Annotated in this window: 13 protein-coding genes and 2 pseudogenes; 5 read left to right on the forward strand and 10 right to left on the reverse strand. The window is 34.5% G+C overall.

Annotation, left to right across the window (positions count from 1 at the left end):
- Nucleotides 1-40: 40 nt before the first annotated feature.
- The 3 genes from NBT05_RS00380 to NBT05_RS00390 form a co-directional block, all read right to left on the reverse strand.
- Nucleotides 41-430, reverse strand: coding sequence for a hypothetical protein (locus NBT05_RS00380; RefSeq protein ID WP_265771433.1), 390 nt, complete (start codon nt 428-430; stop codon nt 41-43).
- A gap of 100 nt (nt 431-530) precedes the next feature.
- On the reverse strand, nt 531-944 hold the full coding sequence (locus NBT05_RS00385) for a hypothetical protein (protein ID WP_265771434.1): 414 nt from the start codon (nt 942-944) through the stop codon (nt 531-533).
- 176 nt (nt 945-1,120) lie between these two features.
- On the reverse strand, nt 1,121-1,264 hold the full coding sequence (locus NBT05_RS00390; protein ID WP_265771435.1) for a hypothetical protein: 144 nt from the start codon (nt 1,262-1,264) through the stop codon (nt 1,121-1,123).
- A gap of 146 nt (nt 1,265-1,410) precedes the next feature.
- On the opposite strand from NBT05_RS00390, the pseudogene NBT05_RS00395 reads away from it, so the two are divergent.
- The 4 genes and pseudogenes from NBT05_RS00395 to rlmB form a co-directional block, all read left to right on the forward strand.
- Nucleotides 1,411-2,226 (forward strand): annotated as a pseudogene (locus tag NBT05_RS00395) (IS4 family transposase); the annotation flags it as partial.
- A 696-nt stretch (nt 2,227-2,922) separates the two neighbouring features.
- Entirely contained in the window at nt 2,923-6,099 is a 3,177-nt protein-coding gene (locus tag NBT05_RS00400; RefSeq protein ID WP_265771436.1) for a SusC/RagA family TonB-linked outer membrane protein, read from the forward strand.
- Between the two features lie 46 nt (nt 6,100-6,145).
- Nucleotides 6,146-7,756 (forward strand): RagB/SusD family nutrient uptake outer membrane protein, encoded by a 1,611-nt coding sequence (locus NBT05_RS00405; protein ID WP_265771437.1) that lies wholly within the window; start codon nt 6,146-6,148, stop codon nt 7,754-7,756.
- A 205-nt stretch (nt 7,757-7,961) separates the two neighbouring features.
- On the forward strand, nt 7,962-8,711 hold the full coding sequence (gene rlmB, locus NBT05_RS00410) for a 23S rRNA (guanosine(2251)-2'-O)-methyltransferase RlmB (RefSeq protein WP_265771438.1): 750 nt from the start codon (nt 7,962-7,964) through the stop codon (nt 8,709-8,711).
- A gap of 77 nt (nt 8,712-8,788) precedes the next feature.
- Here the strand turns inward: rlmB and NBT05_RS00415 are convergent, their stop codons facing one another.
- From NBT05_RS00415 to NBT05_RS00430, 4 genes and pseudogenes are all read right to left on the reverse strand, one after another.
- Complete coding sequence (locus tag NBT05_RS00415; protein WP_265771439.1) at nt 8,789-9,601, reverse strand: rhomboid family intramembrane serine protease; 813 nt, start codon at nt 9,599-9,601, stop codon at nt 8,789-8,791.
- 205 nt (nt 9,602-9,806) lie between these two features.
- On the reverse strand, nt 9,807-10,094 hold the full coding sequence (locus NBT05_RS00420; RefSeq protein WP_265771440.1) for a GIY-YIG nuclease family protein: 288 nt from the start codon (nt 10,092-10,094) through the stop codon (nt 9,807-9,809).
- A gap of 718 nt (nt 10,095-10,812) precedes the next feature.
- A pseudogene (locus NBT05_RS18375) lies at nt 10,813-11,157 on the reverse strand (DUF86 domain-containing protein).
- A complete protein-coding gene (locus tag NBT05_RS00430; protein WP_265771442.1) occupies nt 11,147-11,434 on the reverse strand; it encodes a nucleotidyltransferase family protein in 288 nt (95 codons plus the stop codon). The pseudogene NBT05_RS18375 and the gene NBT05_RS00430 overlap by 11 nt, the downstream one beginning before the upstream one ends.
- 161 nt (nt 11,435-11,595) lie before the next feature.
- Between NBT05_RS00430 and NBT05_RS00435 the strand changes: the two genes are divergently transcribed.
- Nucleotides 11,596-12,876 (forward strand): replication-associated recombination protein A, encoded by a 1,281-nt coding sequence (locus tag NBT05_RS00435; protein ID WP_265771444.1) that lies wholly within the window; start codon nt 11,596-11,598, stop codon nt 12,874-12,876.
- A 250-nt stretch (nt 12,877-13,126) separates the two neighbouring features.
- Here the strand turns inward: NBT05_RS00435 and NBT05_RS00440 are convergent, their stop codons facing one another.
- The 3 genes from NBT05_RS00440 to NBT05_RS00450 are packed head-to-tail and all read right to left on the reverse strand — an operon-like array spanning nt 13,127 to nt 16,090.
- Nucleotides 13,127-14,086, reverse strand: coding sequence for a hypothetical protein (locus NBT05_RS00440; protein ID WP_265771445.1), 960 nt, complete (start codon nt 14,084-14,086; stop codon nt 13,127-13,129).
- A 10-nt stretch (nt 14,087-14,096) separates the two neighbouring features.
- Nucleotides 14,097-15,503 carry a DUF5723 family protein gene (locus NBT05_RS00445; protein ID WP_265771446.1) on the reverse strand — a complete coding sequence of 469 codons (1,407 nt, stop codon included), beginning with the start codon at nt 15,501-15,503 and terminating at the stop codon, nt 14,097-14,099.
- Nucleotides 15,500-16,090 (reverse strand): hypothetical protein, encoded by a 591-nt coding sequence (locus NBT05_RS00450; RefSeq protein WP_265771448.1) that lies wholly within the window; start codon nt 16,088-16,090, stop codon nt 15,500-15,502. The genes NBT05_RS00445 and NBT05_RS00450 overlap by 4 nt, the downstream gene beginning before the upstream one ends.
- Nucleotides 16,091-16,150: the final 60 nt, after the last annotated feature.

Consider the following 16,150-nt stretch of genomic DNA (forward strand, 5'->3'; position numbering starts at 1 on the left):
TAAACGATGTATTAATAAAAGTTAGCCATCCCCGTTTTTTCTAAGTGAAAGGTAAATAAAGTTGTCCATTTTGGTTTGTTCTTTGGGTGTTCATTACCTTCCACCTCAATCTAACTGGCATTAAGAGTATAGAGACTACTTTACTTATTTTGTAGTAAATAAAGTTGGTAAGTTCCCTGGGTATATTTTTATTAAGGTAATTATATCCGGCATCCAGTAGGAGTACGAGATGCATTGCCTTTACTTTTTTGTAGATAATATATATGGCTACCGTTAGGGTTGCTAACATAGATTGCAATCCTGTAAAGGTTTTGACCTGGATATCTTCTAATTTGTATTCTTGTTTTATATCCCTGTAGTATTCTTCTATCTTCCATCGCATCCCATATACTTTGAATGCCCACTGGGCTACTTCAATAGGTGTTTTCAAATGGGGTTTGACAAGTAAGTATGTAAGCCCCCATGCTTTTTGTTCCTGGAGATAACCAACCAGAGTTGATGTTTTTTTCTCTTTACAAAATACGAGACTTCTAGAGCTGCCAGTGTATAGGTTTGTACCTGTGTTTTGTTTTTTTGATCTTAACCACACGCTGCTCGATAATAAAGTTTACCCTTTTAACTATCTGTCTTACCTTGAGCGCTTCCCCTTTGTAATGGAGTTGGGTATTGCGCTTCAAGCGTAAAATAAAGCTAGGTACCCCAGTGGTCAAAAAACCTTTTAGGATACTATTGTCCCCTCCACGGTCAATTACCCAGCACCCTTTGCCATCGAGCTTATCTGCTACATCCCTTATAGCTTTTTTTATCTTATTGTTACTGCTAAAGGTACCCATCTGATAGCTGTAAGCTTTACTAAAGACCGGTGTGATCTCCTTATGGGTATTTATTGCATTTATACTAATTAAGTTGTAGCCCAGTCCAACACCTCCATCTTTTATGCGCATGACTTGATAATATAACTACCGTCCAACAAAAGGAAGTCATCCTTATTGATCGAAGGGGCAATGCTTTGCAAATGGTTATTAAGTACCTTATCAGCGTAATTATCTTTTAGGTACTGGGCAGAAAGCCGTTTGGTAACAAACTTTAACGTTAAAGGCTCCTTAAGGCTAGCAGCTATCTAGTTTACAAAGATACTTTTGGATTTTAATATCCCAACGACCATATCCCGTAAAGACCGAAGTTCGGGCTTTGTCATAGAGGTAGTTGAAGAAAAATAACCGCTTAGCTGGATTTGTAATTTTTTTGTTAGTATCTTGCTCATAGAACTGTTTTTAAAGTGGGTATTTGTGTTTTTTGTCAATTACAAAATACAATTTTTTAAACAGTTTTTCATTTCTAAAACCCCTCAAATAACCAGTAAAACCAATATATAAACAAATTCAATATATAATTTTCAGGGGAAGGCTAAATATAGATGAGATTGCTTATGCTTTGGATAGTAGTACTATTGATCTATGTCTCTCTTTATTTTCTTGGGCAAAATTTAGAAAAAATAAAGGTGCGATCAAGATGCATACCCAATTAGATCTGAGAGGATCTATACCTGCTTTTATAGAAATAACAGATGGGAAGGTACATGATGTAAATATTTTAGATAATTTAATTCTAGAGCCAGGTGTTTTTTAAATTATGGATAGGGCTTATTTGGATTTTGATAGGTCGTATCACATGGATCAATGCCTGAGTTTCTTTGTGATTAGAGAGAAACGCAATTTTAATTATAGAAGAATCTATTCGAATAAAGTAGATAAGAAACTCGGTTTTAAGTGCGATCAAACCATAAAGTTGACAGGGTTTTATACATCACAGAAATACCCAAAAATGCTTCGTAGGATCAAGTACTTCGATAAAGAAACGGGAAAGGACCTCGTATTTTTAACTTACAATTTTACATATGGGGCGGAAGTCATTACAAAGCTCTATAAAGAACGATGGAAAATCGAATTATTTTTCAAATGGATAAAACAACACCTTAGAATTAAAAAATTCTTTGGAACAAGTTTAAATGCGGTGTATACACAAATATGGATAGCGGTAAGCGTGTACCTATTGATTGCAATTATGAAAAAGAGATTGAAATTAGACCAAGGACTTTACACTATTTTACAGGTTTTGAGTATTAGTCTATTTGAAAAAACAACTATAAATCAATTGTTTAACAACAAGAAATACAAAAACCAAACTACTGCCAGTTATAATCAACTAAAAATGTTCGACTTATAACCGGACAGTAGTGTAAACAATATTAAAGTAAATTCAAAGTGTAAATGGTATTAGAAGTAAAATAAATCAATTAAACAATGTGGCTTGAAAATAGTACCAAATTTAGTAGGTATTCAATTTGTTATTTTCATATTTCTATAGAACAAATCTAAAGGTCATAGCTAAAACGAGGCTTTTTTATGCAAAGATTCAATTTTTTTAAATGAAGATTCATGTTATTCTATATCGATATAACTATGACATAATTCTCTCCATAGATGCGGAGTACATAAAGCAAAGACTAGAAGGTCTTTGATTAAAAAGGTAAGGTTTCCTAAATGAGTAAAGAGACCAAGAATAAAATGATGTACCATATGGTTATCCAACTAGGTTTTAATATGTACTAGTAATAGTCAGTTTGCTTCCGATTATGTTATGGAGTATATTCTACAAGAGTGCGAATTTAATTTTACAACCGCTATCCAACTCAACCTGGTGGCCTCCTATTAAAAACAGAATTAGACTAAACATATAATAATATTAATCTGAAGTAAAACAACTTCAAAAATGCTATTATACAACTAAAATCATAAAAGTCTGTATTAAAGATAACAAACATTAGTTATTATTCTTTAATAAACCAATTTACATAGATTAAACAACGGTATTCCCATATAAAAGTATTACTTTAGGGTTGGCTAATTCAAATTTTTAAAAATGAAAAGAAAATTATTAGGGAAATTAACGTTTTTATTAACGTTAGTAATGCATATTACTATATATGCTCAACAATCTACAATCAGCGGTACGGTTACCGACAACACAGGTTTACCCCTGCCTGGTGTTAATATTGTAGTAAAAGGCACCAATAACGGTACACAAACAGACTTTGATGGTAAATACAGTATTACTGCTAATCAAGGGGATGTTTTACTATTTTCTTATGTAGGGTTTGCAGATCAAAGTATAACGGTTGGAGCTAATACTTCTATAAATGTACAATTGGAAGCTTCCGCCGCTGAGCTGGAAGAAGTAGTTGTAGTAGCTTATGGTGATAGGATTACTAAAACTAAACTGACGACATCAGTAGTAGAGGTATCCAATGATTTTATAGAAAATAGGCCTAATGCTAATGTTCTTAATTCACTACAAGGTCAAGCAGCAGGTGTAAATATTGCTGTGGCATCGGGTCAACCAGGAACTAATAAAAACAATGTTTTTATTCGAGGAGTTTCATCATTAGGTTCATCTACAGAACCACTCTATGTTATAGATGGGGTACCGTTATCTCAAGGTTTTTTAAGAAATTTTAATCAGAATGAAATTGCATCAGTAACAGTTTTAAAAGATGCGGCAGCAACGTCTATATATGGTAACCGTGGAACAAATGGGGTAATAGTAATTACAACTAAAACTGGAAAGTTTGAAGAGAACTTAAGCATTGGTTATTCATCATCTTACGGTTTCACTGACTTCATAGATGACGACTACAATCTTGGTTCTGCCTTAGATCAATTACGAATACAACAGAAAGGCTTTAATGAAGGGGTTTCAGTTCTAGCTTCTGCATTTGGCGTAGATGGTACTTATTTTGATGGAACAGCAAATGAGATTACTTTAGATCCAAATAATTTAGAAGCTTATTCAGTAAATACAGATTGGCAGGACTTATTTTTTAGAACAGGAACAACCTTATCACATGATATAAATGTAGGTGTGGGAGGAAAAAATTTTTCAAACTATACCAATGCAGGCTATTTCGAACAAGAAGGGATTGTGCCTACATCTACTTTCCAACGTTTTACAGTTCGAAATAATTTTACTGGAAGAAGTCCTAATGAAAAATTTAATTATTCTGTAAAAGTTTTTTCTGCCTTTTCTAAGAGAAGACAATTAGAACAGGAAACTAGAGCGGGAATCGATAATAATGTATTGCAAAATCCATTAACTGGATACTTAGGTTCCTCAAGATTCTTACCAGCTAATCTTTATGAAAACGGTACGCAACTATTAAATGATTTTGGTAATCCATCGCTATCGTTGATTCCATATATGCTATTAGATCTGTTACCTGGAAATAATCAGTTTAATCAATTTCAGGAATTTAAAACTTTATTGACCTTTGATGCCTCTTATAAAATTACAGATGATATTTCGTTTGGCATTACCACCTCTGGAGATTTTACTGATGATAGGCGTATATTTGCTATAGGACCAGAGTCCTATTTATCCGTAGTTCGTGCATCAGGCGCAGGTCAACCTTCTCACGGAATAGAAACAATAGCAGATACTAGGAATTTTACTTTTGTTCATGTAAATAATCTTTCCTACAACAAATTATTCACAGATAAGCATGATATTTCCTTAAGTTTAAGTACGGAATATACAAAAGCACACTATAGATTTAATTCACAAACACAAGTAGGTTTAAATCCTTTAACATGGTCACCCGGGGCAGGTACAGGATATATAGCTTTTAATCCCGATGAACAACCAGTGAGTTATAGACCTACTGTTAATGCAAATGATATAGATGCCGGTCTGTTTTCTTATTTTGCTACAAGTAGTTATGATTATGATTCAAAATATGGTTTTACAACAACTATAAGGAGAGATGGTTCTTTTAGATTTACCGAAGACAACAGGTGGGGAACTTTTTGGGCTGTATCAGGAAGATGGAATCTTGACAAAGAAACCTTTTTAGAAAACAATTCATTTATAAATTCATTAAAACTGAGAGCCTCTTATGGTACCACGGGTAATCAATTTGTTGTTGGAAGAGGTTTAGACTCTCAAATACCGGATATTTTTCAAGGAAATGATTTAGTACGTGATCTAAATGCTTCCGGAACCGGCGCAAATAATAGACCTTCATTCTTTGTTTCCAATATTGCTAATCCTAATTTAGTATGGGAAACTACCGGGCAGTTTAATGTAGGTATAGATTTTGGATTATTGGAAAATAGATTTACCGGTGCGATAGATTATTATAATCGTCTAACAACCGACTTATTTCAAGCAGTACCTGTCTCTTTTGGAACCGGAGTAGAAACAATACGTGCGAATGATGGAGCTTTAAGAAATGAAGGACTTGAATTTCAAGGGAGATTTTCTGTATTGAGAGATGGAAAATTTAATTTAGATATTTTCGGAAATATCGGTTACAATGATGATAAATTTACGAAATTAGGAGCAGCAGATTCTGATAGTGATGGATCTTTAAGAATAGGAACCTCGGTAATCCGAAACATTGGTGGTCAGGTAAGGGAATGGTTTTTAGTTCCTTATGAAGGTGTAAATCCTGATAATGGTAATTTGTTATTTACTGATATAGATGGAAATTCTACAGAAAGCCCAACTGATGGAGATAGAGTAGCGACAGGAAAATCTCTTTTTCCAACCTACCAAGGGGGCTTTGGTTTTGAAGCATCTTATGAAGGCTTTTTCCTAAATACTTTGTTTGTTTTTGCAGCAGATCAATGGAGAGTAGATGGTAACTTACAATCTGTATTAGATGCTAGAAGGGCAGGAGATTTTCCTGTATCTAATGATTTATTTGATGCTTGGACAGAACCCGGGCAAATAGCTGATATTCCCGCACTTGCCGCTACCAATATTGATGCAGGAAATAACTTATCTGACCGCTTTCTGCGTGATGCCTCCTACTTACGATTGAGAAATATAACCCTTGGTTATAGTCTACCTTCACGTTTTCTTAGAGATATATTTATAAAACAATTATCAGTTAGAGTTGTTGCTGAAAACTATTTAACCTTTACAAAATGGAGAGGATTAGACCCCGAACGTATCCCTTCCGTTTCAGGCGCTTCTGAAGGTTCTGGTATTTTTCCAAGTCCTAAAATATTAACTGTTGGATTAGATATTAAATTTTAAAATCATTAAAATGAAAAGATTACTTATATATAGTTTATTTTTACTTATGCTAAGCTCATGCGAAGATGCACTGGATATCATACAAGATGGTGAGCTAAACGATCAAGCATTATTTACTTCTGTAGATAATATGCAATTGGTATTAAATGAAGTTTATGATCAAATGACAGTTGTAAACGAACAGATAGTGGGTTCACAACTAACTGATGAAGTAGCGCTAGGTGATGCTGGATTTCCTGGAAATACACACAGCTTCCAAATTTTCTCTACTAATGGATTCGCTGAAAATATTTGGTCTCAAAAATATTTAGTGATTGACAGAGCTAATCGATTGATAAGAGGTTCAGAATTTTTCACACCTATTGATGAAGATCTTCCTCGATACAATAATATTTTAGCTCAGGCTAGAGCAATAAGAGCTTTTGCTCATTTTCAACTGTTAGTTTATTTTTCTACAGATATAACTAATGATTCTGCACTAGGCGTAATGTTATCGGATCAGGTTCAAAATATAGATACTGACCTTCCAAGATCAACTGTTGGGGAAGTTTTTACTTTCATTGAAGAAGATTTGGCTTTTGCTTCAACAAATTTGACCAACCCAACTACCGGTGAAGGAAGTTATAATTTTTTCAACACTAACATTATAGATGCTATGCGAGCTCGTATGTATCTTTATAGAGAGAATTACGAATTAGCAGAACAGTTTGCTGATAATATAATAAATAACTCAGGTATTAATTTAGCACAAAGCACAGGTAACCTCCCAAATAATTTTCCTCAATCTACTAGTGAAACTGCACAAATTGGCGCGGAAGGTCAGAGTTCTTTTGACACTGCGCCACCTGAAACAAGTCCTATACAATTAGCTCTTTTTGAAATGGATCGTTCTGCAGCCGGAACTCCTATTGCACCGGATTATAGGTTGATGTGGATTGATGCAATTCAAGGTGAAATTATATTTTCAATGCCAAGACCTAATAATGCTAATAATTACGGATCTATATATAACACTAATCAATCTTATACTGGTGGGGCTCCTCTTTGGGATATGGGTCGTAATCTTTATACTCTATATACACAACCTCTTGGAAACGGAGCTCAGGATTTTAGAAGATGGTGTTTCGTAGATCGTTCTGCAACTATTTCACCAAATCCTACGGAAGCAACCCGTACTTCAGAGGTTATTGTAATTGATAAATATCCAGGGAAAGCTGGAAGTCATAATTCAAATGATGTCAAAATTTTTAGAATGTCTGAAATGTATTTTATTAAAGCAGAATGTAGAGTTGAGGCAGGTGATTTAATTAGTGCCGCTAATTTAATTCAAGAAGTAAGACAAGCAAGAAATTATATTAATGGTGCTATAGTACCTACACCTTCTTATGCTAATTCTACAGAGGCTTATGCAGATATTTTACTTGAACGTAATAAGGAATTATGTTTTGAAGGTCATCGATATATTGATCTTAAAAGGATTGGTCTGGATGCCGGTGTTAACGAGACAAATAGGTTTATAACAGATTCTGAAAATTCTTCCGCTACCAGTCCATTTAATATATCGGTGAATGATTTTCGTTTTACATTACCCATTCCACAAGACGAAATAAATGTTAACGATAATATGGTTCAAAATCCAGGAGAAACATATCAGTAAAATTGATTTTTAAATTCAACATTTATAATTTAGGCTATCAAGATTGAACGGATAGTTTAAATTTTAATTAAAGCTATCAATTACAAGCATAATTTTTGGAGCTATAGCATTCAATATATGTTCAAAAATTTTGTCTAAAAAGAAATTTACGAACCCTCTATTTAACCGTAGAGGGTTTTATTTTTTATCCCTACTTTTGCCCTCAATGAAAAAACACCTACAAATCTACGGTCGAAGAGCTATAATGGAAGCTGTTCAAGCTGGCAAACCTCTGGAAAAAGTTTTTATCCAAAAAGGATTACAAGGAGAACTGGCGAAGGAACTATTAAGCTTATTTAAAAAGGAAGGGATTCATACATCCATGGTTCCAATTGAAAAGTTAAATCGCTTAACGGATGGAAATCATCAGGGTGTGGTAGCTAACATTTCTCCTATTACTTTTGCTGAGTTTGAACCTCTTGTTGATACCGTTATTGCAGAAAAAGAAAAACCGGTTTTTTTAATCTTAGATCAGTTATCGGATGTCCGTAATTTTGGGGCTATTATCCGTACAGCCTCGTGTACCGGAGTAGATGCTATTATTGTTCAAAAGAAAGGCGGGGCTCCGGTTAATGAAGATACGATCAAAACATCGGCAGGTGCTGTTTTTCAAATTCCAATTTGCAAAGTAGATCATATTAAGGATGCTGTTTTCTATCTTCAGGGTTCGGGTGTTCAGGTAGTTGCTGCAACTGAAAAAGCGTCATCATCGTTGTATGAAGCTAAACTTGATACGGCATTAGCAATTGTTATGGGTAGTGAAGGTCGAGGTATTAATCCTTCGGTTTTAAAAATAACCGATCATAATTTAAAACTTCATATGATGGGGGAGATTGGTTCATTGAATGTTTCGGTTGCTTGTGGGGTGTTTTTGTATGAAGTGGTTCGGCAACGATTTACAAACTCAGAATTATAAATTCTGAATTCAGAATTACCTACTCTATTTGAATTGCTCATAGACATATGTAGTCAAATATCATTTTTAAGGTACTATTAGTTATCTTCCGGACTATTCTTCGGTTTGTATGTATATCTAATTTCTAAATAATGATCTGATGGAGTGTTTTTAAAAAAAGGACTGTTTTCTGATAGTAGGTTTTCCAGATTTTCTTCTTCTATTATTTTCAACTCTGGTTCTTCAGGTAGGTGTTCGATAAAATTTCCATTTTCGTCAAAATGCTTTAAAAATTCATCTTCTTCTTCATTATAATCCGGTTGTTCCCAAATGTATTTCTTTGGTTTTTCAATACCTTTTTTTACAATTAACGCCAGAGAAATTCCTATTAAAAAACCAGCAGAATGTCCTTCCCAACTGATTTTTGGGTCGATGGGTGCTAAGTACCAAACCATACTTCCGTAAATAAAAATCACCAAAAAAGATAATGCCATTAAACGATAATGACGTGCAAAAATTCCTTTAAAAAATAAAAATCCAAAAAGCATATAAATTACCCCACTAGCTCCAATGTGATAGGAAGGCCTCCCTATCATCCAGGTTAATAATCCTGTTCCTAATACCCCCCACCCTAGTACAAACCAAACATTTTTTGGATAGAAAAAGAAAAGAGCTGCGGTCAGAATTAATAGAGGAAGCGTATTATGCCATAGATGCGATAAATCACCGTGTACAAATGGTGAAAAAACAATACCACGTAATCCTAACCAGGTCCTGGGGTCAACGCCTAAATAGTTAAAATCAAAATCAAAACGAATCTCAAACCAGTATACCACCCAAATTAAAAGTGTAAAAAGCAAGGGGAAACCTATAACCTTTGGATCTACCGAAAAATGTGCTTTCTCTTTCATCTACCTCTAATTTATCAAAAAAACATCCAATTATAGGATTTCGGTTAAATTGTCAGGGTTCGAGTGGCCTCACCCTTCTGTGTAGTACTCTTTTTTTACATAATTACGTTTGAGTAACCTCACCCCGCAACGTATTACTTTTAAATAACCTACTTACGAGGACAGAGGTGAACATTGAAATTATCGAAATGCTCTCGAAGTCCGCTTACGTATTGTCTTTCCTATCTCTATATGCTTTGGCTAAACCGGGTAGTGCTTCGAGATTTCCATTTATTAATGCTTCTTTTTTAGCTCTACTCCAACCTTGTACCTGTTTTTCTCTATAAAAAGCAGTGTCAATTCGGTTGTACAACTCGTAATATAATAGTTTAACGGGTAATCTACTTTTAGTATGTCTGGCTCCTTCCCCGTTTTGATGTTGCTCTAACCTTCTTTCTAAGTATTTAGTACTTCCTGTATAGTAAGAACCATCACTACACTCTAATATGTACATATAGCCTTTCATCGTAATACAAATTTATAAAAACTATGTATAAATTACCAGGGTTCGAGTGGCCTCACCCTTCTATGTAGTACTTTTTTTCATATAACTATACTTGAGGACTGGGGTTCGAGAACCTCACCCCCTCTTTGTAGTACTTCTTTTTCATATAACTGTACCCAAGGGCTGAGGTGATACACTGAGTTTGTCGAGGTACTTTCGAAGTCCGGTTACATTGGTTCGAGTGGCCTCACCCTTCTATGTAGTACTTTTTTTCATATAACTATACTTGAGGACTGGGGTTCGAGAACCTCACCCCCTCTTTGTAGTACTTCTTTTTCATATAACTGTACCCAAGGGCTGAGGTGATACACTGAGTTTGTCGAGGTACTTTCGAAGTCCGGTTACATTGGTTCGAGTGGCCTCACCCTTCTATGTAGTACTTTTTTTTCATATAACTATACTCGAGGACTGAGGCTCTCGAAGTCCGGTTTCATTGGTTCGAGAACTTCACCCTTCCATGTAGCATTCTTTTTCATATAACTATACTCGAGGACTGAAGTGATACACTGAGTTTGTCAAAGTACTCTCGAAGTCCGGGGTTCGAATTACCTCACCCCTCTTCCATATAGTACTCTTCTTAGTATGATAATACCTGTAAATAAGGGTTTACTACATATAAAATTATATAGATACGCTATCTAGTTTTGGATAACTATTACAAATTATATTAATTATTATTTTCCATTAATATAACAACCTGTTTACGTAAAAATGGAAGATCTTCTATAGTAGTTTGCCAAACTGCCTCCAGATCTACTTTGAAATATTCATGTATTTAAATATTTCTCATGCCTTTAATCTGCTTCCAGGGGATTTGATCATAACTCTCTTTAAAGTGTATATCAATAGCATTTGCAGCTTCCCCTATAATTTCCAAATTTCTAATAATAGCATCTTGTTTTATCCAATCTGCTTTAAATTCTTTAATAGAAATCTCGCTACTAATTGACAAAATTTTATCTATACATTCTACCATATGCTTAAGCCGATAAACATTTTTGTTAAGTTCCATAAATGGTAATCAAATCCTTCAATATGGATCGCTCTATTCCAGGATGTAGCGCACTTTTAGCGATAAAATCCACCTTTTTATTCAACCTCTCCATTAATTTCTCGTTAATATCAGTTAATGCAAATAAAGAAATAGGCTTGTTGAAATCATATAATAAATCAATATCACTTTCACTACTTTCTTCATTTCTAGCAAAAGAACCAAACACTCCGATATATCTAGGCTGATAAGGCTTTAAGATTTTAATTATGATATCTTTTTGTTTCTCAGAAAGCATTTTGTAAAACTACTTATTTAATTTAATTCATACAAAATCAATAAAATAAAAAGTACTTATTAATTTCTTCTCACTTTATAAACTAAAATTTTATTATGAGAGCTGAGACTCCGGAAACCTGAAATTTACTATTATTTCCAAAATTCAACTACTTTTGCCCTATGACAACTCCTCTTGCGGAACGAATTCGACCTAAAACCTTGGAAGCTTATCTAAGCCAGGAGCATCTGGTGGGTCCCAAAGGTTCGCTGACGCAACAGGTAAAAAGAGGAATTATTCCTTCTTTAATTTTATGGGGACCTCCAGGCGTTGGTAAAACTACCCTGGCTACCATTATAGCCAAAGAATCCGGAAGACCTTTTTATACCTTAAGTGCTATTAATAGCGGAGTAAAAGAGGTTCGGGAAGTCATTGAAAAAGCGAAACAAAGTGGTGGGCTTTTTACTGTTAAAAACCCTATTTTATTTATTGACGAAATACACAGGTTTAGTAAATCTCAACAAGATTCGTTGCTAGGTGCCGTAGAAAAGGGTTGGGTTACTTTAATTGGCGCTACTACGGAGAATCCAAGTTTTGAAGTGATACCCGCCCTACTATCCCGTTGTCAGGTGTATATTCTGGAGCCTTTTAGTAAAAATCATCTCGAACAATTGTTGAAAAGAGCAGTAACAGAAGATGAATTACTTAAAACACTTACTATTGACATTAAAGAGTCCGAAGCTCTCTTTAAACTAAGTGGTGGTGATGCGAGAAAACTTTTAAATATCTTTGAATTAGTAGTGAATAGTCAGGATCCTGAAGATACCATTACTATTACGAATGAATTAGTAGAACAACTCATCCAGCAGAAAACAGTTCGCTATGATAAAACGGGAGAGCAACATTATGACATTATTTCGGCTTTTATTAAATCGATCAGAGGTAGTGACCCTAATGCTGCGGTATATTGGCTAGCAAGAATGATTGAAGGGGGTGAATCTTTAACTTTTATTGCCCGGCGAATGATCATCTCCGCTTCAGAAGATATTGGAAATGCAAATCCTACTGCATTGATCATGGCAACTAATACTTTTCAGGCCGCAACTACCGTAGGATATCCGGAAGCTCGAATTATTCTAAGTCAATGTGCGGTTTACCTGGCAACTTCGGCAAAAAGTAATGCTTCTTATGTAGCGATTAATAAGGCGCAACAAACGGTAAAACAAACTGGTGATCTTGCCGTGCCCTTATCCTTGCGCAATGCTCCTACTAAACTTATGAAAGAATTAGGATATGGGGATGAGTATCAATATGCTCACGATTTTACTCATAATTTTGTAGCCCATGAATTTTTACCGGATGAACTACAAAACACTACTTTCTACGAACCTGGTAAGAACACCCGTGAAAATGCGTTACGGGAATTTTTAAAAACACGTTGGAAGGATAAATATGGGTATTAAATAATAAATTCAGAATTATGAAGGATTAATCGATGATATAAAGTGATAAACTAAGATGGGTTAGATTTGAAATGTCAGATTTTTTAAAACCTAGACGCTAGACCGCTCCTCAAATTATAAAATTACAAAACGATAAAATTCGCAAGTAACTAATAACAAAAACTTAAATAACTTTTGGCTTTTAGCTAGTGACTAGTGGCTTTTGGCTAGTAGCTAATGGCTAGTAGCTAATGGCTAGTAAACTACAGAATTACTGACGGGCAAAGGTATCTTTAATTAATTGATTAGTTGCCGGATTGACCCTTTCTAATATTAAGTTACCAAAAGCATCAAAATAGGCAACACCACTATAATCCCCGGCATTTACCAGGTAGGTAGTATCACGACTAGACTTTACCAAAGTTCCTAATTGCTTTTTTTCTGAATCGAGTATTTGAATAAAAATATATCCGGAAGGTGTAGGCTGTAGTTGAAATTGAAAGTCACGTAAGATAAAGTTAAGTTTCTTTGAATTGTACTTATTTTCAACCACTTCTTTTTTGAGAGCAATCGCTTCGTTAGTATCTGACTCCGCATGTTCTTCGGAGTCCTTTTTTAATATTTCTTTATTATCTGAAGCAACCGAATTTTGAGTAGCTTGAACTGTTTTGTTTAAGCTTAAATTTGCGCTTTCTTTAGGCTTCTTATTTTCTATGTCTTTCTTAGAAATACTTAGATTTTCAGACGATTGTGGTATTGATGGCACCGTGACCACTTCCGCCTTTTCTTTGTTAGAAACCGGTTGATAGGAATAATTAAGCTTTTCAATATCTTTAAATGCATTGCGAAGTGCTTCCTGATATGCTTTTTTAAATTCTTTTTCCCTACTTTTTCCTGGTCCTGAAGTAAAAATAACTGTTCCGAAACAATCTTTCAAACTGATTACCAACTTAGTCACGAACATTCCCGGTTGTTTTGTAACATCCGCTGATAAAGCATTACATTTATCATCCTTAAGATCATCCGGTAGTTGCGAACCAATTACAAAAGCCGTAAAACCATATTTCTCAAATAAAAACTGAGTCAGCGAATTTAACTGATAAGCATCTTTTCCTTTGGTAAATTCATAGCTTTCCGGAACTAATACGTATTTATAGGTATTTACCTTTTTCTGCGAAAAAGTAGTAGTGCAACATAAAGTAAAAAACAGAAAAAACAGAAAAAAACGCATTTTTAAATAATTAAAGGATAATATTAAAGCCTACCTGTACGGATGCTGCATTAGCATTAGCTAAATTACGATATTCTAACAGATGGTTTCCAGCCAGATAAAAATTAAAACCGAATAGATTCATTGAAAATAATAAACCTAGGTTAGAGAAAGAATAATCATCTACCGTATAAGTTCCCTTTAGATGAAAAAGATTGGAAATTCTTTTTGAATAGAATAAAGAAGCCGCAAATATGGGCCTTCTTGGGCGAAATTGAGAAAATAGTTGTATCCCGACTTCATCTTTATATAAAACTTCCTCTCCCCTTTTACACGAATAACACTCTGTATTTTTCCGATTAAATGCATAGGACAGGGAAGTATTTAGTTTCAACGGACGCAGACTAATATATTTTTGACTTAAAGTGTCAATAGGTACTGCTTCTTCTAACTCTTCTAACACATTTTGACCTCTTAAAGGATTTATAGGCGCTTCAAACCCAATAAATGTATAATTCCCTTTTGCCTTATAATTTTCCGTATCCTTAGTATAATAGATAAGTCCTAGGTCGAGCAAGCTTCCGGTTAAAGTCCATTGAGTATCTAACTTATAGGTAGCCCCTAAATCCAAGCCAATACCTAAGTTACCTCCAAATAATGATCGCTTTAAAAATAATTTTGCCAGATCCCTGACATTATTGTCCAACGTTCCATCCTCACCAAACTCGGCAACCGTAGCGTAGCCCGCTGTCTTAATAGTTACATCTACATTTCGTAATTGATGTGAAAAGAAATTATTACCATCAGGAGTATCTATGGTCGTAAAAGTACCCCTATTATTTGTACTTCGTATGCTAAAAATACTGGAATATAATTTACCTCTTGCCCCTACGCTTAAACGGTTACTTACATTTTTAGAGATTCCTACATGATATACTGCTAATAATTCTGCGGTAAGACTAAGATCAGATAATTTAAAAGCCTGGTTTACAAAACCCCGGTTTCCTTCAATAAAAAAGGTTGCAATATCTTTAGGTATATAGGTAATTAAGTCAAGTTCGAGGTAGGCACCTGCAGAAATATATAAATTATCAGTACGCTTATTAGTAGGACGCCATCCTATAAATCCTAATTCCAATTGTTGCGTAGTCGTAATAAAATCGTTTCGGTTTGCAATATTTAATGCATTCCTTACTTTATCATTAAAAAGAATAGAATTATCCGCAAATAAGTCTGATAATGTTATTTCCGTAGTACCAGCATTCGCATGAATCTGAGAAAACAACGGAATTCCGGCATGTTTATTAAAGGTAACTTTTGAACCCGGATTTTGCAGCAAACTTTGCGGAATATCCGTAAAATTATATAGAAGTTCTTTATTCTGGCCAAAGCATAATAATCCGGTCAACCCAATATAGAAATAAAGATAAATTTTCATCTATCTTCTGTATTGATAAAATAAGTAGCTTTAGATCGTAGATTTAGTTTTCCCCTTAGATCAGAATTAAGTTCTGGCACAAAGAGTTCAGAAGCTACTTTATTAGCATCTTGCAACTGTTCCAAATCGGCTTTAGTTAGTACTATAGGGTCAGGTACGGAAAATGACAAGACAGGTTCCTGATCTTCACCATTTCCGGAGCGTATGGGTATTCTATAGGATTGTCCCAGCGGTTGATTATCATCGTCCAAAAATTGAAATTGAAGCTCAAAGTCCCGTTCAATCTGATTACTTATTTCAAAAGTAAATTCGATTCGCTCCAAATTATTAATCGCAAATTCCGAACTGGTAAGGTCATAATTGATAGTATCCTGTAAAGGCTGGTTGATGAAAAAATCTACATTAGGTGGTACATTTTCCGGGATAAATTCTTCAGTGTCAAAATTACTAAAGATAAAGTCAAGTTCTAATACCGGTTTAAAAGCAAAATCTTCTGATTGCTCAAAGTCTACATTTTTTACACAGGAACAGATACTAAGTACTATTACAAAAACAACAGTTTTAAATAAGATTCTTTTCCTAATCATAAAGTTATATCTATCAGCATAGCCACATCATGTACATCTTCCATACCATAAAATAGTAAT

The sequence above is a fragment of the Aquimarina sp. ERC-38 genome (assembly GCF_026222555.1).
In the GTDB taxonomy this organism is placed as follows: domain Bacteria; phylum Bacteroidota; class Bacteroidia; order Flavobacteriales; family Flavobacteriaceae; genus Aquimarina.

Bases quoted from the DNA above. Each gene is read 5' to 3' on its own strand.
- NBT05_RS00385 (WP_265771434.1), bottom strand. From the start codon at position 944: ATGCGCATAAAAGATGGAGGTGTTGGACTGGGCTACAACTTAATTAGT.
- NBT05_RS00390 (WP_265771435.1), bottom strand. From the start codon at position 1,264: ATGAGCAAGATACTAACAAAAAAATTACAAATCCAGCTAAGCGGTTAT.
- NBT05_RS00400 (WP_265771436.1), top strand. From the start codon at position 2,923: ATGAAAAGAAAATTATTAGGGAAATTAACGTTTTTATTAACGTTAGTA.
- NBT05_RS00405 (WP_265771437.1), top strand. From the start codon at position 6,146: ATGCTAAGCTCATGCGAAGATGCACTGGATATCATACAAGATGGTGAG.
- rlmB (WP_265771438.1), top strand. From the start codon at position 7,962: ATGAAAAAACACCTACAAATCTACGGTCGAAGAGCTATAATGGAAGCT.
- NBT05_RS00415 (WP_265771439.1), bottom strand. From the start codon at position 9,601: ATGAAAGAGAAAGCACATTTTTCGGTAGATCCAAAGGTTATAGGTTTC.
- NBT05_RS00420 (WP_265771440.1), bottom strand. From the start codon at position 10,094: ATGTACATATTAGAGTGTAGTGATGGTTCTTACTATACAGGAAGTACT.
- NBT05_RS00430 (WP_265771442.1), bottom strand. From the start codon at position 11,434: ATGCTTTCTGAGAAACAAAAAGATATCATAATTAAAATCTTAAAGCCT.
- NBT05_RS00435 (WP_265771444.1), top strand. From the start codon at position 11,596: ATGACAACTCCTCTTGCGGAACGAATTCGACCTAAAACCTTGGAAGCT.
- NBT05_RS00440 (WP_265771445.1), bottom strand. From the start codon at position 14,086: ATGCGTTTTTTTCTGTTTTTTCTGTTTTTTACTTTATGTTGCACTACT.
- NBT05_RS00445 (WP_265771446.1), bottom strand. From the start codon at position 15,503: ATGAAAATTTATCTTTATTTCTATATTGGGTTGACCGGATTATTATGC.
- NBT05_RS00450 (WP_265771448.1), bottom strand. From the start codon at position 16,090: ATGATTAGGAAAAGAATCTTATTTAAAACTGTTGTTTTTGTAATAGTA.